We start from the raw sequence: 17,290 nt of genomic DNA on the forward strand, positions 1-17,290 counted from the left end.
GGGTGGCTCAGCCGGCGGCCATTCCCGCGCCGGCCTCATCGATGACCGCGTCGATCCGCCGGGCCAGGTCCACGTCGAGGGCGGTCACCCCGTCGACCTGGCCGGTACGCACGGTCAGCACCGCGCTGTCCGGCTCCGGCCGGCCGAGCTGCGGCCCGCGCCCGAGGTCCACCCGGAGCAGGTCGAGCCGGTCGAGCACCCGGTCCAGGTTGCCCGCGGGCAACTCGATGGTGCGCACCAGCGACCGCCGGTCGCTCGACCAGTACGGCAGCCGCGCGAGGGCCTCCCGCAGCTCCCGGTCGGTCAGCGGCGCGGTCGCCGACGCCGGACCGACCAGGCCGCCGCCGGGCTCCGGCGCGGCGAGCAGCTCCCGCAACCCGTCCGGTACGCGCAGCGACTCCACCAGGTCGCCGTCCGCGTCGGCCAGCGCGGCCAGGGTCGCCTCCGCCTGGTAACGGGCCTGCTCGGGGCTGCGCCCACTGAGTCGGGCCACCTCGGCCAGGAAGCCGGGCAGCTCGTCGTGGCGTTCGATGCCGTCCACCGGCACCACGTCGTGCAGCTTCACCGGCACCGCCTCGAGCAGCCGCTGGCGGGCCGCCTCGTCCAGCGCCCAGGCCAGCGTCAGCACGGTCGCCTCGGCGCCCACCTTCGCGGTGGAGAAGTCCACGCCGGCACGGCGGCCCACGTCGTCGACCAGGTCGCGGTAGCCGAGGGTGGCCACCCGTGGGTTGCCGGGCTGCGGCTGCGGCCGGGGACGCTCCGGCGTGCCGGCCGGCGGCGGGGCGGGGCCGCCGCGCGTGGTGTCCGGCTTGTGGCGTCCGGCCGGCGGGGGACCGGTCCGCCGACCCCGGTCCAGGGAGGTGATCTGCTTGGACGCGCTCAGGCTCGCACCGGTCTCGCTCGGCTGCCGACCGCGCTCGCGGGCCTCCCGGGCCAGGGCCCGGCGGCGCTGGTTGTCGCCCTCCATCTGCTTGCGCATCGTCACACCTCGTTCCTCGTCGGAGTGCTTCCGACGGTGAGCCTTCCCGGGTGCCCGGCACCGAAACGGTCGGCGCGACGGCCCCGGCGACCCGGTCGGTCAGCTTCACTCGCAGCGGGTGAGGGCCGGTCACCCGGCGGGGCGGCACGCTCGGGACGGACCGGAAATCTTCCGACGCACGCGGAAGGGAAGGTCGTCATGAAGCAGATCGTCGAGATCGTCCCCGCCCGACCCGGCTGGTACGCCCGCTGGCAGGTGGGCCCCGAGGCCACCCGCTGCTATCCGGTGACCCTCTGGGCGCTGCTGGAGGAAGCCGACGGCACCGGCCGTGAGGTGGTCGGCGTCGACTGTGTCGGGCAGTGGCCCGGAGCGGACGACAACGAGGCGGGTGGGGAGTTCGTCCGCTATCTGTTCCAGACGCCGGATTCCGGTCCACCGGAGGACGCCGAGCCGCCCGGCGTGCAGCAGCTGCGCGAGAGCGGGCCGAGGCTGCAACCGACCCCCGCCGCCTGAGCTTTCCTCCCGGCCCCCGACCCCTGGTCCCAGGGTCGGGGGCCACCCCCCTCCGGCGGTCCGGGGACCGGCGGTGGGGGTGGCCTGCGCTCAGCCGACCTCGCGGGAGCCGTCGCGGGCGACCGGCGGCGCCACGGCCAGCAGCTCGCCCAGCCCGGTGCGGTCCAGCAGCTGCTGGACCTGCTCGTTCGTGCCGGTGAGCCGGACCGGACCGGCGCCGGCGCGGTGGATCACCACGAGCGCGCTGAGCCCGGAGGAGTCGCAGAGCCCGACGTCGGTGAAGTCGAGCAGCAGCTCCTGGTGGCCGTTCCGGCGGAGCTCCGCGGCGGCGGCCACCAGCTGGGGCGCGGTGTCGAAGTCGAGCTCGCCGGCCAGCCGGAGTCGGGCGCCGCCGGCGTCGAGCCGGCTCACCTCGATGGTCAACAGCTGGGCGGGCATGCCTCCATTGTTCCCGGCCGGGCCCGGTGGGGAAACCCCGGGGTACCTCAGGCGGACGCCGCGGACCGGTCGGCCCGGTCGCCGGGCTGCGGCCGGGCGAGCAGGCCGGTGACCCCGGTCATGTCGAGGATCGTCTCCAGGAAGCGGGGCGTGGCGCGCAGCCGGATCGCGGTGCCGCCCTGCTGACCCTCACGCCAGGCGTGCACGATCACCGACAGGCCGGTGCTGTCGATGAAGAGCAGGTCGGCGAAGTCCAGCACGATGGCCGGCGGGGTCTCGGCGAGCAGCCGGTCCACCTCGGCGCGCAGCGGTGCGGCGGTGGTGAAGGCCAGGTCCCCGCCGATCCGGACGACGGGAGCGTCGGGGTCGGTGCGGTCCACGGAGATGCTGAGCGGTGTCGCCTCGGGCTTCCTCCGCTGGGATACCACACTCACACCTTTCCGCCGGTGTCGATCGGGGCAGGGACTGTCCGGATCGTAACAACCGGGCAACCACCCCGCCCGGTGACGACGTCCAGCCGGGCTCCGGCCGCCGGAGTGGCGGTCCCGGCATACCGGCGTAGGGTGGGGCGAAGAGATTGGAACACACACGCCGTATCCGGTGGACCGCGGGTATCGACGCCGCGGATGTCGACAAGGAGTGGGGCCCAGCTGGTGACTGCTGCCGACGTCAGGGACTCCGAGCCCGGCGACGGACGGATCTCCACGCCGAGTGCCGCACGGGCCACGGCGTGGTCCGCCGCCGCGCCCGCGCGGCCGGCCCTGCCCCCGTTGGCACCGGACCGCGGCTCCGCCGCGCCGGACTGGTCGGAGGTCGTCGAGCACTTCCGCGAGGGCCTGATCGTCTGCGACGCCGACGGGGTGGTGCGGCACGTCAGCCCGGTCGCCGAACGGCTGCTGCCCGAGGTCCGCACCGGGGAGGTGCTCGAGGCCAGCGGTCTGGAGCTGTTCTCCGGCACCGGTCCCGCCGAGTTCACGCACGGGGACCGCCGGCTGCGGCTGCGTCAGGTGCCGCTCTCGGCCGCCCGCTGCTGCTGGTACGTGGAGGACGTCACCGAGAGCGTCAGCCGCGCCGACGCCCTGCTCGCCGAGCGGGCCCGGTCGGCGTTCCTGGCCGTGGTGGGGGAGAAGCTCGGCAACCCGCTGCACCCCGACCGGGCCGCCGCCGCCGTGGTCCGGCTCGCCGTGCCCACCCTCGCCGACGTCGCCGTACTGGTGCTGGCCCCGCGCTCGGGGCGGGCCCGCTGGTGGCGCGCCTCCCGCTCGGACGACGAGGCCCCGGCCGTGGACAGCGGCATGCTCAGCGCGACGGCGCTGCCGGTGGCCATCGCGGAGGGCCTCTCCGGCGCCGAACCGCACACCCTGGACTGGCTGGTCGAGCAGGCGGTGGAGGCCGGCTGGCTGCCCGGGCTGACCGCCGCCGAGGCGACCGCGCGGGTGGTGCCGCTGCCCGGCCGTGACGATCCGGCCGGCGTGCTGCTGGTCGCCCGCCGCGCCGTCCGCTGGTACGACGAGGCCGACGTCGACCTGGTCCGCGCCTTCGCGGGTCGGGCCGGGGCGGCCCTGACCACGGCGGTGCTCTATCGCGACCAGGCCGAGGTCGCCGACACCCTCCAGGCCAGCCTGGTGCCCGTCGAGCCGACCGCGGCCACCGGCGTGCAGTGGGGTACGGCGTACCGGCCGGCGCAGGCCGGGCTGCGCATCGGCGGCGACTTCTACGGCTCGCACCGGCTCGCCGACGGCGGTTCGGTCTTCTTCCTCGGTGACGTCTCCGGCAAGGGGGTGGAGGCGGCCGTCTTCACCGGGCAGCTGCGCCAGTGCCTCCAGGCGCTGCACCGGGTGGAGTCACAGCCGGGGCGGCTGCTCAAGCTGCTCAACGACGCGCTGCTGGAGACCACCCAGGCACACGGCCAGGGCCGGTTCGCCACGATGGTGCTCGGCGTGGTGCGACCGCACCGCGACGGCAGCCTCACCCTGACCATGGCCGGCGGTGGCCATCTCCCGCCGCTGGTGCTGCGGGCCTCCGGCGAGGTCGAGGTGGTGCCGCTGAGCGGGATGCTCATCGGCGTGGTGCCCGACCCCCGCATCGGCGAGGTCACCGTCCGGCTGGAGCCCGGCGAGACGTGCCTGCTCTACAGCGACGGCGTCACCGAGGCGCGGGGCGGCCGGCGGGGCGACGAGCAGTTCGGCACCGACCGGCTGCTGACCGCCATCTCCGGCTGCGCCCGCATGCCGGCGCCGGCGCTCGCCGAGCGGATCGAGCAGGTGACCTGCGACTGGCTGGCCCACGGCGACCACGACGACATCGCGGTGCTCGCCCTGCGCGCGACCGGCACCGGAGCCCGGGCGCCCCGACACCTCCACGCGGTGACCACCCTGGCCCGTGCCGACGACCCGAGGGAGAGCAGCGCGTGACCGCGACCACCACCGAGGCCGATCCGGCCCACGCCTACCCCGGCTATCTGGAGTTCCTGGCCGACGCCGACGAGTACGGCGCGGTCGAGGTGGCGCTCGGGCTGCTGGAGTCGGGTGTCCCCGCCGAGCGGGTGCTGCTGGAGCTGGTCGCCCCGGCCCAGGCCGAGGTGGGGGAGCGGTGGGCCCGCAACGAGTGGAGCGTGGCCCAGGAGCACGCCGCCACGCACATCAGCGAGCGGGTCGTGGCGGCGGTCGCCGCGTACGTCAACCCGCGCCCGGTGCGTGGCCGGATCGTGGTCGCCTGCATGGACGGGGAGTGGCACGCGTTGCCGCCCCGGCTGGTGGCCGAGGTGCTGCGGTTGCGCGGCTGGCAGGTGACCTTCCTCGGCGCCAGCGTGCCGGCCGCCCACCTGGTGTCCTACCTGCACCGGTACGACGCCGAGGCGGTCGCCCTGGCGTGCGCGCTGCCGATGCGGCTGCCGTACGCGCACCGGATGATCGAGGCGTGCCGTCGGGCGGACGTGCCGGTGCTGGTCGGTGGGCGGGGCTTCGGTGACGACGGGCGCTGGGCCGCCCGGCTCGGGGTGCCGTGGGCGCCGGACGCGCCGTCGGCCGCCGATCTCGTCGCCGACGAGCGGGCACTGCGCCGGGTCACCCCGCCCCGGCTGGACCACCTGGCCGACGACGAGTACGCGAGCCTGACGAAGCGGCGCGGGGAGCTGATCGACAGCGCCCTGGCGGACCTGCGGGAGCGGGTGCCGAGCGTCAACGACTACACCGTCGCCCAGCTCGACTCCACGATCAGCGACCTGGGCTACATCGTCGACTTCCTGGCCGCCGCGCTCTACGTCGACGACGCCACCCTCTTCACCGACTTCGTCGGCTGGCTGGTGTCGATTCTGACCAGCCGAGGCGTGCCGGCCGGCGCGGTCGGGCTGACCCTCGACCACTACGCTCAGGTGCTGCGGGACTTCCCGCGGGCCGCCGCGTTCCTGGCGGAGAGCCGGGAGCTGGTGTCGGCGTCGGCGGCGCGCTGACGTCGTCGGGTGACGACGGCTGACCGCCGCCTGCTTATACTTGCTCCGCTGCAAGCATCCGCCTGCGGTCCGGAGCGAGGGGGGCAGGGTGACCTTCACCGTCGCGTACGCCGGACAGGACGGCGCATCGGCGCACCTGCGTCTCACCGGAGAGCTGGACATGAGCACCGCGCCGGAGCTGAACGCCGCGATCGACCGCCTGGCGGCCGACGGTGTCCGCGAGTTCCTGGTCGACCTCACCGAGCTCATCTTCTGCGACTCGACCGGCATCGCGGCCTTCGTCCGCGGGGACAATCACGCGGCCGCCGCGGGCGGCTGGTTGCGGGTCACCGGCGCGACCGGCCGGGTGGCCCGGGTGCTCCGGGTGACCGGGCTCGCCGAGGTGCTCGAGTACGACCCACAGGTGGCCGACCCGAGGTCGCAGTCGGCCTCGTGATGGGCTAGATTTCGCCCCGCTGACAGGTGACCGAGTGGTCCCGTTCCGCCTTCGAGACGAAGCAGGTAGATCCATGGGTCCAGGCACTCCCAGCCCCGTTCGCATCCTGGTGGTGGACGACGACCCGGGTGACGTCCTGATGATCGAGGAGGCCCTCGCGGACTCCGACGTGGAGAAGGTCATCGACGTGGTCAACGACGGCCAGGAGGCGATGGAGTTCCTCCGCCGGGAGGGTCGGCACACCGATGCGCGCCGCCCGGACGTGATCCTGCTCGACCTGAACATGCCGCGGATGGACGGCCGGCAGGTGCTCGGCGAGGTGAAGCAGGACGAGGACCTGCGGACCATCCCGATCGTCGTGTTGACCACCTCGAACGCGGACACCGACATCGTCGGCAGCTACACCCTCCAGGCGAACGCATACGTGACGAAGCCGATCGACCTGGACGACTTCAACGACGTGGTGCGTCGGATCGACGAGTTCTTCGGCCGCGTGGTGGTGCTGCCCAAGCGGGGTTGACCCGCGCGACCTCCGGATGCTGAACATTTTTCCCGAACCGCCTCGGTCCGCGCCGGCAGCGCCCAGGATCGTCAGGTGGGGAAGGAAACATCAGCTGCCTGGGGGGCGACAGTATGAGGTTCTCCGTCGTTGGGACCGGTTACGACCAGCGGCAGGTCGACTCCTGCCTCGACGAGCTGGGGGTCCGGTTGAGCCGGCTCGCGGCGCGCGCGGAGAGCGCCGCCGGGGCGGGCCGCGAGTGGGACCGGATCCGGCACGAGGCGACCCTCCTGCGCGACCTGCTGGCCGGGCCGGCGGACGGCGACGTCGTGGCGGTGCGGTCGGGCGCGGCGGACGTCGAGCGGGAGGCGGCCGACCTGCTGGCCCGGGCCCGCGGCGAGCTGGACGCCGCCCGCGAGGAGGCCCGTCAGGTCCGGGAGCGGGCGTACGAGGAGGCGGTGCGGGCCCGCCGGGACCTGGAGGCGGCGCTGTTGGCCCGTCGGCGGCGCGCGGCCCGGGTCGACGAACTCCTCTGTGGCGCGGCTGTCGAGGCGGTGCCGGCCGACACCCCGACCGCTGCGGCCGGCGTGCCGGCGACCCGGCTGGCGGCGGGTACGGCGACCGACGCGCCGGGGGAGCGCAGCGCGGCCTGAGCGGGGCTCAGACCAGCGCGTCGACCACCGTGGTGGCCCGCTTCTCGTGCTTGGCGTACGCGTCGGGGAACGCGGAGACCTGGACGGCCTGGGCGGCGTCGGTGACGCTGAGTTCCTGCCAGTCGGGCACCTCGTCGAGCGCCGCGTAGAACGCCCGGGCCGCGTACGCGGGACGCATCAGCTCGGCGACGCTGCCCCAGCCGCTGCTCGGGCGCTGCTGGAACAGCCCGAGCGAGTCGTGGTCGGCGCCGCTGCCCTGGTGCGGATAGTCGTACGACTCGGGCAGCACCTCGCTGGCCAGGTTGTGCAGGTCGCTCTCCTGCATGGCGGTGGCGAGCGCCACGACCAGCGCCCGGCGCGGCATCCGCATGCCCCGTCCGACGTCCACGATGACCTTGGCGTTGTCCATCTGGAGCTGGTCGAGTCCGGCGACCGGGCGGGGCCGCTTCGGCGCGACGGGCCTGCGTGGCGCCGGGGCGGTGGCGCCGGGCCGGGGGACGGCCGCCAGCGCCGGGGCGGCGGGCGGGGCGCTGCGGGTGAAGTCGCGGGAGGCGCGCTGGTCGGCCTCGGCGGCGGCCGCGGCCCGGTCGGCCAGCACCTCGCGGACGGGTTCGTGGCGTTGCCCGGTGTCCCGGGCGCCGACGACGGCGACGAGGCCGAGGCAGCAGCTCACCCCGGTGGCCACGGCGACCCGGGCCGGGGTGGAGGCGAGGGCCCGGCGGCGGGGCGGCTCCGGGGTGCGGTGGCGTCCGATGGTCCGTTCGGCTGATGCGACCTCGGTGGAGCGTCCAGCGGGTCGCGTCTCGGTCGTCTGCTGCGCGGGGGAGTCGTCGGGATGCACCCGCCGAGGCTAGAGAGCTTCGGGGCCGTTGCCATCGGGGTACTTGGTGGCTTGAGTCACAATTTGCCGTTATCCGCCCGTTCATTTCCCCCGGCACGCCAGCAAGCCGGCGCAATCCGCTCTTCCGAAATAGCCGGAATCTAATAACAAAGACTGTCAAAGCAGGCACAAGATCACGTCTGGGAGGCGGCGACCCGGGATCCACCGTCCGGTCAGGGCGGCACTCGTCCTAACCGGTGACCACCCCTCCACCCCGAAGCGGAGGTGCGCGGGCCCGGCGATCGGCACCGCCGACCCGCCACCCCTCGGTACGATGCGGACGGTGACGGAACGCGTGATCGACGAGCCGACGGCCGACGAGCCGAGCCCGCCCCGAGGCCGACGTGGACTCGGCGTCGGCCTGCTCGCCGTCCTGCTCGCCGCGGTGCTCGCCGGGCACCGGGCCGTCCCCAACGTGCACGGCTTCGGCAGCCTCCTCGACAGCGCCACCCCGCTGCTCGGTCTCGGCGTACCCCTGCTGGCCCTCGCGGCGCTGCTGCGCCGGTCGCGGTGGGCGCTGGCGGCCGTGCTGGTGCCGGCGGTGGTCTGGGCGGCCCTGTACGGCGGCGACTGGATTCCCCCGGCCGCCGGGGCCGGCCCCGCCGCCGTCCGGGTCGCCAGCCAGAACCTCCGCTCCGGCAATCCCGACCCGGCCGCCACCGTCGACGCGCTCGCCGGCTCCGGGGCCGACCTCATCGCCCTCCAGGAGGTCGACGACGACGGGCGGATCGACGCCGCCCTCGGCGCGCGCTATCCGCATCGGGCCACCGTCTCCACGGTCGCCCTCTGGAGCCGCTGGCCGATCCGCGACTCCACCGGCGTCGACACCGGCCTCGGCTGGACCCGGGCGCTGCGCGCCGTCGTCGCCGCCCCCGACGGTGACCTGGTGGTCTACGTGGTCCACCTCGGCTCCGCCCGCGCCGGGCACACCGCCACCCGGGACGAGACCCTCGCCGCGCTGGCGGCGACCGTCCGGGACGACCACGCGCCCCGGCTGGTGGTGCTCGGTGACCTGAACACCGCCACCACCGACCGGGTCTTCGTGCCGCTCACCCGGCTGCTGCACGACGCCCAGACCGACGCCGGGCAGGGCTTCGGCTTCACCTGGCCGTCGACCGTGCCGGTGACCCGACCGGACCACGTCCTCTACCGGGGGCTGACCCCCACCTCGGCCGGGGTGCTGCGCACCCCGGAGAGCGACCACCGGGCGGTCACCGCCGGATTCCGCTGGTGAGTCAGTGCCGGCCGTTCTCGGCCGGGGTGACGGTCAGCCGGTGCCGCGAGTTGTCGCCGCTGGAGAAGGGCCAGAGCCGGTCGGCGTACTCGACCAGCTCGGCCAGCTGCTGCCGGCTCAACCCGGCCGACGAGATCTGCGCCCGCACGTCCGCCCGGTAGCGCCCGTCGTCGTCGCGGCCCAGCTTCGCCTCCGCGGTCACCTGCACCGTGTGCGCCTCGTCGGTGATCTCGCCGGCCGCCTCCACCGCCGCGTGGTGCAGGCACGAGGCGAACGCCGCCGCCAGCAGCTGCTCGGGGGTCAGGCCGGTGCAGTGCGGCGCCAGCGGCGACGCCAGCGCCGAGGAGAGCCCACCGTCGTCGGTACGTACGTGGCCGCCCGCCGCGGTCGCGGTGGCCTCATGCAGCCAGGAACTCGGATCCGGCATCGCGTTCCTCCCGTCACTCACCGGCCGGGGTTCCCGACCCCCGTCGGGTGAAACGCCCGGCGGCCACGCGCGCGGGTGCCTCAGCCGCCCCAGGCGGTCGGCGGCCCGTCCAGCGCCACCGCCTCGGTCGCCTCGGTCGCGGCCCGGTCGGTCCACGGGGACACCACCCCGCCGCGCTGCCGGGGCGGGGCCGCGAGCATCGGCACGTACACCCGGGCGTCCACCACCTCGGCCAGCACCAGGGCGGCCATCAGGCTGCTCGGCCGGACCAGCGGGTCGTCGGCGAGGCAGCGCCGGCACAGGTCGGCCACCTCGGCCGGCAGCCCGTCGATCTCCGGCAACGGCTCCGGCGCCTGCCGTTGCCGTTCGCCCAGCAGCTGGGTGGTGCTGCTGGCCGCGTACGGCAGCCGGCCGGTGAGGCAGTAGTAGAGCAGCACGCCGAGGGCGTACATGTCGGCGGCGGGGGTGGCCGGCTGCCGGTCCAGCTGCTCCGGGGCCAGATAGGCCGGGGTGCCCACCACGATCCCGTCCGGCGTCCGGTCCGGGGCGCCGGCCGGGGTGGCGATGCCGAAGTCGAGGACCTTCACCCCGGACGGGGTCAGCATCACGTTGGCCGGCTTCACGTCGCGGTGCACGATGCCGTGCGCGTGCGCGGCGGCCAGCGCGGCGCTCACCTCGGCGCAGACCCGTACGGCGATCCGCCAGTCCAGCGCGCCGTCACGCAGGTGGGCGGCGAGCGTCTCGCCCTCGGCCAGCTCCATCACGATGTACGGCACCTCGCACCCCGGCATCGGCGTGGCGGTGCCGAAGTCGTGCACGCTGGCCACGTTGGGGTGCACCAGGCGGGCGGCCGAGCGGGCCTCGTCCCGGATCCGCTCCACCGACGTCGCGCCCTCGTCCTGCCCCGGCGAGATCAGCTTCACCGCGACCGGCCGGTCCAGCACGAGATCGTGACTGCGCCACACCTCGGACATGCCACCGATGCCGATGCGCTGTTCGAGCCGGTACCGCCCGCCCAGCGTCCTCATCGATCGCTCCTCGTCCTCGGTCCGCCGTTCTCCCACGGCCGTCACGGCCTTCGGGTCGCGGTACCCCGGGTCCGAGCTGGGCAAACCGCCGGGAACGCGATCGCGCGCGGGGTAGCTTGCCCAGCAGGAGCGTCGTGCGCGAAGCGTGACACTTCGACTGCGGAAGGTGGTGCCGGGTGGGTGTGGTGCGCGTACGGTTCGTCGGTGGACCCGCCGACGAGCTGGTCCGGGAACTGCCCGCCGACCCCGACGGCCGACCGCCGGAGCGGTGGATCGTGCGCCACCCCGGTCGGCAGCCCTCCCCGGCCGGCGACGAGGCGGACCACCTGTACGAACGGGACCGGCGCGACGGCTACGGCGGCTGGACGATGCGCTTCGTCCGCACCGATCCGTTCGGCGCCACCGAGTGACCGCCGGGGTGCCGCTCAGCCGGCGACCGCGCCGGTGGTGCCGAGGATGACCGAGGCGACCAGCTCCGGGTCGTCGTGCATCGGCACGTGACCGCAGCCGGTGAGGTCCAGGTGACGGGCGGCCGGCAGCCGGGACCGGGCCAGCGCCGCCTGCCGGTACGGCAGGATCCGGTCCCGGGTGCCCCAGGCGACGGTGACCGGCACGGTCGGCGCGCCGACGAAGGCGTACCCCCGGCCGGCGCGGGCCACCGCGCGGAAGGCGGGCGCGTCGCGCAGCGCCCGGGCGTCGGCGAGCGCCGCCTCGACGGTCAGCCGGTCGGGACGGGCCAGGATCATGCCGAGCGCCAGGGTGCGGCCGGGCGCCGACGCGAGGAGCGCCCGCAGCACCGGCGCGGGCAGTCGGGTCGCGCTGCGGTGCAGGCTCAGCACGGTCACCGCCCGGCGCAGCTCGACGGCGGTGCAGAAGCCGGCGGGGGAGAGGGCGGTGGCCGAGGCGACCAGGTCGGCGGCGGCGAGTTCCAGGGCGATCGCGCCGCCGAGGCTGTTGCCCGCGACGTGCGGACGGTCCAGGCCGAGCGCGGTCAACAGCTCGGCGACCCCACGGACCACTGCGGGCATGTCCGCCGGCAGGCCGGCCGCCGGCAGCGGTGAGCGGCCGAACCCGGGCAGGTCCACGGCCAGCACGTCGTGCGCCTCGGCGAGCCGGTCCAGCACCGGCGACCAGGCCGCCCAGTGGTGTCCGATGCCGTGCAGCAGCACCAGCGGCGGGCCGGAGCCGCGCCGCTCGAAGGCCACCCGTACCGGCCCGCTCACCGGTCGACCCGCCCCGGGCGGAGGTCTGCCGGCGGTGGACGGCCGTCGATGGACATGCCGGCAAGTTACCACCGGGTAGCAGTCGGCGGAAGAGGCGCGCGTCGGGCCACCGGCCAGGCCGGGACCCCCTGGGCGGCCAGCCAGGCCGGCCCCTCCGGCCCGCGTGCCAGGGCGGCGACGGCGACCATCGCGGCCCGCGCCGCGTCCGGCGCGGCGACCGTCACCGCCGCCCAGGGTGAGGCCACCGCCCCTCCGGTACGCGGGTCGCGTACCCCGCCACCGTCCGGCCGGTGCCCGTCGGCGGTGACCAGCGCGCCGTCGACCAGGGTGGTCGGTCCGCCGTCGACCGCGACCGGCCACCCGCCGTCCGGCGCCGGGCCGGCGGCGGCGACCCGGGAGCCGACCGCGACCAGCACGCCGGTCCGCTGCCGGACCGCCGCGCGTTCCGCGCAGCGCTGCACCAGGTACGCCGTGGCCGTCCCACCCAGGTCCAGCCAGCGCGGCGGCGGCACCGCCAGCAACTCCCCGCGCAGCGTCACCGCCCGCCAGTCCGCCGGCACCCCCACCGGCCCGATCCCCGAGCCGCAGACCGGCAGGCCGCCCCGACCGGCGGTACGCCGCAGCCGGGCCGCCCCGATGGTCGGGTCCACCGCCCCACCACTGGCCTCCGCGGCGCCCAGCGCCACCGCGACCAGGTCCCGCAGCAGTGGGCCGACCGGCGCGGGGCGACCCGCGGCCCGGTGCGCCCGCCCCAGCTCCGCCTCGGCGGTCCGCAACGCGGCCAGCCCGCGCGCCACCACCCGGCGGACCGCCGGCAACGCCGTACGCTCGGTCACCGCCACCCGTACCGGCCGCTCGCGCCACCACCAGCGGACCTCGAAGGTCCCGTCCATGCTCATCCGGGCAGCCTGCCCGCCCCGCCTGGAGGGCAGGTGGGTCGGACCTGTGGTCCGGCTGTGCGGGCCCGTACCGGGTCGACCGGGGGTGGACCGCCCGCACAGCTGGTACACAGGATCGGGACAGGGTCGCTACAGCCGCCGCGCCCACGATGGGGGACATGGTCATGGAGGGGCAGGCCGCGCAGGGCCGGATCGAGCTGCGCCGACCGGACGGCGAGCCGGTCCGGGTGCTGGTGGTGGACGACGAGCCGACGCTGACCGACCTGCTCTCGATGGCCCTGCGCTACGAGGGCTGGCAGGTGCGCAGCGCCGGCAACGGGATGGCGGCGCTGAGCACCGCCCGCCAGTTCCAGCCGGACGCCGTGGTGCTCGACGTGATGCTGCCCGACCTCGACGGCTTCCAGGTGCTGCGCCGGCTGCGCGAGCAGACCCCCACGGTGCCGGTGCTCTTCCTCACCGCCCGGGACGCGGTGGAGGAGCGGATCGCCGGGCTCACCGTCGGCGGCGACGACTACGTCACCAAGCCGTTCAGCCTGGAGGAGGTGATCGCCCGGCTGCGCGCCCTGCTGCGCCGCTCCGGGTTCGCCGTCGCCGCCCGGGAGGACGCCGTGCTCACCGTCGGCGACCTCAGCCTGGACGAGGACAGCCACGAGGTACGCCGTGGGCGCGACATGATCACCCTCACCGCCACCGAGTTCGAGCTGCTGCGCTACCTGATGCGCAACCCGCGCCGGGTGCTCAGCAAGGCGCAGATCCTCGACCGGGTCTGGAACTACGACTTCGGCGGCCAGGCCAACGTCGTCGAGCTCTACATCTCGTACCTGCGGAAGAAGATCGACGCCGGCCGGGAGCCGATGATCCACACGCTGCGCGGCGCGGGGTATGTCCTCAAGCCCGCCGAGTGACCGGGCCGGGCGGCTGCGGGGCTGGCTGGCCGGCTGGACCCTGCGCCGCCGGCTGGTGGTCTCCGTGGTGGCGCTGCTCGCCCTGGTCAGCGTCGGCATCGGCGGCCTGACCACGGTCGCGCTGCGGCACTTCCTGGTCACCCAGGTCGACAGCCAGCTCACCGCCGGCGACCGACGTCGCGACGACGTGCCCCCGTTCTTCCGCGACCCGGCGTCCTTCCCCCGCCCGAGCAACACCCTGTCGTGCGGGCCGGAGCCGCCGGCGGGCTTCCCGTCCAGCTCGGTGGCGGTCAAGGTGGCGGACGGTCGGGTGACGTGCAGCCGGATCCGGACCACGGCCGGGACGGCCGAGCCGCTGCCGGCGGACGAGGTGACCCCGCTGACCCGGCTGCCCACCGACGGGAAGCCCCGCACCGTGGAACTCGACGACCACGGCGACTACCGGGCCGTCGCGCGGCAGGTGCCCGACGGTGACGTCCTGGTCTTCGCCTACCCGCTGAGCCGGGTGCAGGAGATCGTCATGTGGATGGTCCTCGCCCAGGCCGGCGTGGTGACCGCCGGGCTGCTGGTCGCGGGTGCCCTCGGCGCGCTCATCGTCCGGGCCGCGCTGCGCCCGCTGAACCGGGTCGCCGCCACCGCCGGGCGGGTCGCCGAGCTGCCCCTGGACCGGGGCGAGGTGGCGCTGTCGGTGCGGGTGCCGGAGAGCGACACCGACCCGCGTACCGAGGTGGGCCGGGTGGGCGGCGCGCTGAACCGCATGCTGGGCCACGTCGCCGCCGCGCTCGCCGCCCGGCAGGCCAGCGAGACCCGGGTACGCCAGTTCGTCGCGGACGCCAGCCACGAGCTGCGTACCCCCCTGGCGGCCATCCGGGGCTATGCCGAGGTGGCCCGGCGCGGCCGGGACCGGGTGCCCCCGGACGTGGCCCACGCGCTGCGCCGGGTCGAGTCGGAGAGCACCCGGATGACCAGCCTCGTCGACGACCTGCTGCTGCTCGCCCGACTGGACTCCGGCCGGCCGCTGGTCGCCGAGCCGGTGGACCTGACCGCGCTCGTGGTCGACGCGGTCAGCGACGCGCACGTGGCCGGCCCGGAGCACCGCTGGCAGCTCGACCTGCCCGACGAGCCGGTGGGCGTGAGCGGCGACGCGGCCCGACTGCACCAGGTGGTGGCGAACCTGCTCGCCAACGCCCGGGTGCACACCCCACCCGGCACCACGGTGACCACCCGGCTCGCCCCGGTCGCCGGCGGGGTCGAGCTGAGCGTCGCCGACGACGGTCCGGGCATCCCGGCCGACCTCCAGGCGGAGGTCTTCGAGCGGTTCGCCCGCGGGGACAGTTCCCGGTCCCGGGCGCACGGCAGCACCGGTCTCGGCCTGGCCATCGTGGCCGCCGTGGTGGACGCCCACCACGGCCGGGTCGAGGTGGCCAGCCGCCCCGGCCGCACCGTCTTCACCGTCCGGCTGCCCGATTCCACAGCGGACGCATAGGTCGCTCACGGGACCGGGCCAGCGGGCCGCCGGAGGCTTCCCGGCATGGACAGAACAGAACGCCTGCTGACCGCGCCCGGCTCGCCGACGGCCGTACCCGAGGCTCCCGCGCCGCCCACGCCGGGTCCCGAACCGGCCCGCCGCGACGGTGACCGGCCGCCGCCGGCCGACCCCCGGTGGACCCGGCCGGCCCTGGTGGCGCTGCTGCTGACCACCGGGCTGCTCTACCTGTGGGGGCTGGGCGCGTCCGGCTGGGCCAACGCGTTCTATTCGGCCGCCGTGCAGGCCGGTGCCGAGAGCTGGCGGGCGTTCTTCTACGGCGCGTCCGACGCGGCCGGCGCGATCACCGTCGACAAGACCCCGGCCTCGCTCTGGCTGATGGCCCTGTCGGTACGGATCTTCGGGTTGAGCAGCTGGTCGATCCTGGTGCCGCAGGCGCTGCTCGGCGTCGCCTCGGTCGGCGTCCTCTTCGCCACCGTCCGCCGCTGGTACGGCGGGGTCGCCGGACTCGTCGCGGGCGCGGTGCTCGCCACCACCCCCGTCGCCACGCTGATGTTCCGCTTCAACAACCCGGACGCCCTGCTCGTCCTCCTCCTGGTCGCCGCCGCGTACGCCACGGTCCGTGCGGTGGAGACCGCGAGCACCCGCTGGCTCGCGCTGGTCGGCGTGCTGGTCGGCCTCGGCTTCCTCACCAAGATGCTCCAGGCGTTCCTGGTGGTCCCGGTCCTCGCCGGGGTGTACCTGCTGGCCGCGCCGACCGGGCTGTGGCGTCGCGTGCGGCAGTTGCTGCTGTCCGGGCTGGCCCTGCTGGTCAGCGCCGGCTGGTGGGTGGCGATCGTCGAACTCGTGCCGGCGAGCGCCCGCCCCTTCATCGGCGGGTCGCAGCACAACAGCGTCCTGGAGCTGGCCCTCGGCTACAACGGCCTCGGCCGGCTCACCGGCGACGAGGTGGGCAGCGTGGGCGGCGGCGGCCGGCCGGGTGGTGGCGGTCCGTTCTCCGGTCAGACCGGGTGGCTGCGGATGTTCGACACCGAGGTCGGCGGGCAGATCTCCTGGCTGCTGCCGGCCGCGCTGATCCTGCTGGTCGCCGGACTGGTGCTGGTGGGCCGGGCGCCGAGGACGGACCGGCGGCGGGCGGGTCTGCTGCTCTGGGGCGGCTGGCTGCTGGTCACCGGGCTGATCTTCAGCTTCATGTCCGGCATCTTCCACGCGTACTACACGGTGGCCCTCGCCCCGGCCGTCGGCGCGCTGGTGGGCATCGGGGTCACCCTGCTCTGGCGCGAACGCCGCAGCGCCGGGCCGGTGGAACGGGTCCACGCCTGGCGCGCCCCGGCCGCGACCGCCGTCCTCGCCCTCACGCTGGTGGCCACCGCCTGGTGGTCGTGGCGGCTGCTCGCACGCGGCGCCGACTGGCAGCCGTGGCTGCGCAGCGGCGTGATCGTCGTCGGGCTCGCCGCCGCGGTGCTGCTCGTCCTCGTCGACCGGCTGCCCCGCCGGGTCCGCCCGGTGGTGCTGGCGCTCGGCGTCTGCGCCGCGCTGGCCGGCCCGGTCGCCTACTCGCTCCAGACGGCCGCGACCCCGCACACCGGCTCGATCCCGACGGCCGGTCCGTTCGTGCAGGGCGCCGTCGGTCCCGGCCGGGGCGGCTTCCCCGGCGGTCGGCCACCCGGCGGCCAGTTCCCGGACTTCCCCGGCTTCCCCGGCGCTCCGGGCCAGAACGGCGGCACGGGCCAGGACGGCGGCACCGGGCAGAACGGGCAGCTGCCGGGGCTGCCGGGCGGACCGGGCAGCACCGGCGGGCAGACCGGATGGTTCCCGGGCTTCCCGGGCGGCGCCGGGCCGGACGGCCGCGGTACCCGGGGCGGCGGCATGGGTGGGCTGCTCGACGCCCGTGCGCCGAGCGCCGAGATGACCGCGCTGCTGACGGCGGACGCCGACGCGTACACCTGGGTGGCCGCGACGATCGGGTCGAACAACGCCTCCGGCTACCAGCTCGCGACCCGGCGGCCGGTGATGGCGATCGGCGGCTTCAACGGCAGCGATCCGTCCCCGACCCTCGCGCAGTTCCAGCGGTACGTCGCCGACGGGAAGATCCACTACTTCCTCGGCGGCGGCGGGTTCCGCGCCGACGGCGGCAGCAGCGCCTCCCGGGAGATCGCCGCCTGGGTCGCCGAGCACTACTCCGCGACGACCGTCGACGGCGTCACCGTCTATGACCTGACCAGTGGAAAGTGAGGTC

At 75.5% G+C, this 17,290-nt stretch carries 19 protein-coding genes; 11 read left to right on the top strand and 8 right to left on the bottom strand.

The window, feature by feature from the left end:
• Positions 1–7: 7 nt before the first annotated feature.
• Positions 8–979: a 4a-hydroxytetrahydrobiopterin dehydratase gene (locus ABUL08_RS06010; protein WP_350935300.1), complete on the bottom strand. Its 972-nt coding sequence runs from the start codon at positions 977–979 to the stop codon at positions 8–10.
• A 198-nt stretch (positions 980–1,177) separates the two neighbouring features.
• On the opposite strand from ABUL08_RS06010, the gene ABUL08_RS06015 reads away from it, so the two are divergent.
• Positions 1,178–1,492 (top strand): hypothetical protein, encoded by a 315-nt coding sequence (locus ABUL08_RS06015; RefSeq protein ID WP_350935302.1) that lies wholly within the window; start codon positions 1,178–1,180, stop codon positions 1,490–1,492.
• Between the two features lie 90 nt (positions 1,493–1,582).
• On the opposite strand, the gene ABUL08_RS06020 is transcribed toward ABUL08_RS06015, so the two are convergent.
• Positions 1,583–1,930 (bottom strand): STAS domain-containing protein, encoded by a 348-nt coding sequence (locus ABUL08_RS06020; RefSeq protein ID WP_350935303.1) that lies wholly within the window; start codon positions 1,928–1,930, stop codon positions 1,583–1,585.
• A 47-nt stretch (positions 1,931–1,977) separates the two neighbouring features.
• Positions 1,978–2,310, bottom strand: a complete 333-nt coding sequence (locus ABUL08_RS06025; protein ID WP_350935305.1) for an STAS domain-containing protein — start codon at positions 2,308–2,310, stop codon at positions 1,978–1,980.
• Between the two features lie 273 nt (positions 2,311–2,583).
• Here ABUL08_RS06025 and ABUL08_RS06030 point away from each other — a divergent pair, with 273 nt between their 5' ends.
• From ABUL08_RS06030 to ABUL08_RS06050, 5 genes are all read left to right on the top strand, one after another.
• Positions 2,584–4,344 (top strand): PP2C family protein-serine/threonine phosphatase, encoded by a 1,761-nt coding sequence (locus ABUL08_RS06030; RefSeq protein ID WP_350935306.1) that lies wholly within the window; start codon positions 2,584–2,586, stop codon positions 4,342–4,344.
• Positions 4,341–5,381: a cobalamin B12-binding domain-containing protein gene (locus ABUL08_RS06035; RefSeq protein ID WP_350935308.1), complete on the top strand. Its 1,041-nt coding sequence runs from the start codon at positions 4,341–4,343 to the stop codon at positions 5,379–5,381. Before ABUL08_RS06030 ends, ABUL08_RS06035 begins: the two co-directional genes overlap by 4 nt.
• Positions 5,382–5,469: 88 nt before the next feature.
• A complete protein-coding gene (locus ABUL08_RS06040) occupies positions 5,470–5,817 on the top strand; it encodes an STAS domain-containing protein (protein WP_350935309.1) in 348 nt (115 codons plus the stop codon).
• 73 nt (positions 5,818–5,890) lie between these two features.
• Positions 5,891–6,337 carry a response regulator gene (locus ABUL08_RS06045; protein ID WP_350935312.1) on the top strand — a complete coding sequence of 149 codons (447 nt, stop codon included), beginning with the start codon at positions 5,891–5,893 and terminating at the stop codon, positions 6,335–6,337.
• Between the two features lie 113 nt (positions 6,338–6,450).
• Complete coding sequence (locus ABUL08_RS06050; RefSeq protein WP_350935314.1) at positions 6,451–6,969, top strand: ATPase; 519 nt, start codon at positions 6,451–6,453, stop codon at positions 6,967–6,969.
• Between the two features lie 7 nt (positions 6,970–6,976).
• Here the strand turns inward: ABUL08_RS06050 and ABUL08_RS06055 are convergent, their stop codons facing one another.
• Positions 6,977–7,810 (bottom strand): hypothetical protein, encoded by an 834-nt coding sequence (locus ABUL08_RS06055; protein ID WP_350935316.1) that lies wholly within the window; start codon positions 7,808–7,810, stop codon positions 6,977–6,979.
• Positions 7,811–8,132: 322 nt separating this feature from the next.
• Between ABUL08_RS06055 and ABUL08_RS06060 the strand changes: the two genes are divergently transcribed.
• Complete coding sequence (locus ABUL08_RS06060) at positions 8,133–9,083, top strand: endonuclease/exonuclease/phosphatase family protein (RefSeq protein ID WP_350935317.1); 951 nt, start codon at positions 8,133–8,135, stop codon at positions 9,081–9,083.
• Between the two features lies 1 nt (position 9,084).
• Here the strand turns inward: ABUL08_RS06060 and ABUL08_RS06065 are convergent, their stop codons facing one another.
• A complete protein-coding gene (locus ABUL08_RS06065) occupies positions 9,085–9,510 on the bottom strand; it encodes an OsmC family protein (protein WP_350935318.1) in 426 nt (141 codons plus the stop codon).
• A gap of 80 nt (positions 9,511–9,590) precedes the next feature.
• Positions 9,591–10,538, bottom strand: a complete 948-nt coding sequence (locus ABUL08_RS06070) for a serine/threonine-protein kinase (RefSeq protein ID WP_350935321.1) — start codon at positions 10,536–10,538, stop codon at positions 9,591–9,593.
• A gap of 176 nt (positions 10,539–10,714) precedes the next feature.
• Between ABUL08_RS06070 and ABUL08_RS06075 the strand changes: the two genes are divergently transcribed.
• Positions 10,715–10,948 carry a hypothetical protein gene (locus ABUL08_RS06075; RefSeq protein ID WP_350935323.1) on the top strand — a complete coding sequence of 78 codons (234 nt, stop codon included), beginning with the start codon at positions 10,715–10,717 and terminating at the stop codon, positions 10,946–10,948.
• 15 nt (positions 10,949–10,963) lie between these two features.
• Here the strand turns inward: ABUL08_RS06075 and ABUL08_RS06080 are convergent, their stop codons facing one another.
• On the bottom strand, positions 10,964–11,761 hold the full coding sequence (locus ABUL08_RS06080) for an alpha/beta fold hydrolase (protein ID WP_350935325.1): 798 nt from the start codon (positions 11,759–11,761) through the stop codon (positions 10,964–10,966).
• 65 nt (positions 11,762–11,826) lie between these two features.
• Entirely contained in the window at positions 11,827–12,660 is an 834-nt protein-coding gene (locus ABUL08_RS06085) for an FAD:protein FMN transferase (RefSeq protein ID WP_350935327.1), read from the bottom strand.
• 164 nt (positions 12,661–12,824) lie between these two features.
• On the opposite strand from ABUL08_RS06085, the gene ABUL08_RS06090 reads away from it, so the two are divergent.
• Genes ABUL08_RS06090 through ABUL08_RS06100 form a run of 3 tightly spaced genes read left to right on the top strand, consistent with a single transcriptional unit; the run spans position 12,825 to position 17,286 of the window.
• Complete coding sequence (locus ABUL08_RS06090; RefSeq protein ID WP_350938525.1) at positions 12,825–13,565, top strand: response regulator transcription factor; 741 nt, start codon at positions 12,825–12,827, stop codon at positions 13,563–13,565.
• 25 nt (positions 13,566–13,590) lie between these two features.
• The gene (locus ABUL08_RS06095; protein ID WP_377522292.1) at positions 13,591–15,051 is read left to right on the top strand and encodes a HAMP domain-containing sensor histidine kinase; all 1,461 of its coding nucleotides are present in this window, start codon (positions 13,591–13,593) and stop codon (positions 15,049–15,051) included.
• Positions 15,052–15,096: 45 nt separating this feature from the next.
• A complete protein-coding gene (locus tag ABUL08_RS06100; RefSeq protein WP_350935329.1) occupies positions 15,097–17,286 on the top strand; it encodes a glycosyltransferase family 39 protein in 2,190 nt (729 codons plus the stop codon).
• Positions 17,287–17,290 lie beyond the last annotated feature (4 nt).

It is taken from the genome of Micromonospora sp. CCTCC AA 2012012 (assembly GCF_040499845.1).
Lineage (GTDB): Bacteria > Actinomycetota > Actinomycetes > Mycobacteriales > Micromonosporaceae > Micromonospora > Micromonospora mangrovi.

Coding starts and splice junctions, on each gene's coding strand:
- ABUL08_RS06010 (WP_350935300.1), bottom strand. CDS start 979: ATGCGCAAGCAGATGGAGGGCGACAACCAGCGCCGCCGGGCCCTGGCC.
- ABUL08_RS06015 (WP_350935302.1), top strand. CDS start 1,178: ATGAAGCAGATCGTCGAGATCGTCCCCGCCCGACCCGGCTGGTACGCC.
- ABUL08_RS06020 (WP_350935303.1), bottom strand. CDS start 1,930: ATGCCCGCCCAGCTGTTGACCATCGAGGTGAGCCGGCTCGACGCCGGC.
- ABUL08_RS06045 (WP_350935312.1), top strand. CDS start 5,891: ATGGGTCCAGGCACTCCCAGCCCCGTTCGCATCCTGGTGGTGGACGAC.
- ABUL08_RS06050 (WP_350935314.1), top strand. CDS start 6,451: ATGAGGTTCTCCGTCGTTGGGACCGGTTACGACCAGCGGCAGGTCGAC.
- ABUL08_RS06065 (WP_350935318.1), bottom strand. CDS start 9,510: ATGCCGGATCCGAGTTCCTGGCTGCATGAGGCCACCGCGACCGCGGCG.
- ABUL08_RS06070 (WP_350935321.1), bottom strand. CDS start 10,538: ATGAGGACGCTGGGCGGGCGGTACCGGCTCGAACAGCGCATCGGCATC.
- ABUL08_RS06085 (WP_350935327.1), bottom strand. CDS start 12,660: ATGAGCATGGACGGGACCTTCGAGGTCCGCTGGTGGTGGCGCGAGCGG.
- ABUL08_RS06090 (WP_350938525.1), top strand. CDS start 12,825: ATGGAGGGGCAGGCCGCGCAGGGCCGGATCGAGCTGCGCCGACCGGAC.
- ABUL08_RS06100 (WP_350935329.1), top strand. CDS start 15,097: ATGGACAGAACAGAACGCCTGCTGACCGCGCCCGGCTCGCCGACGGCC.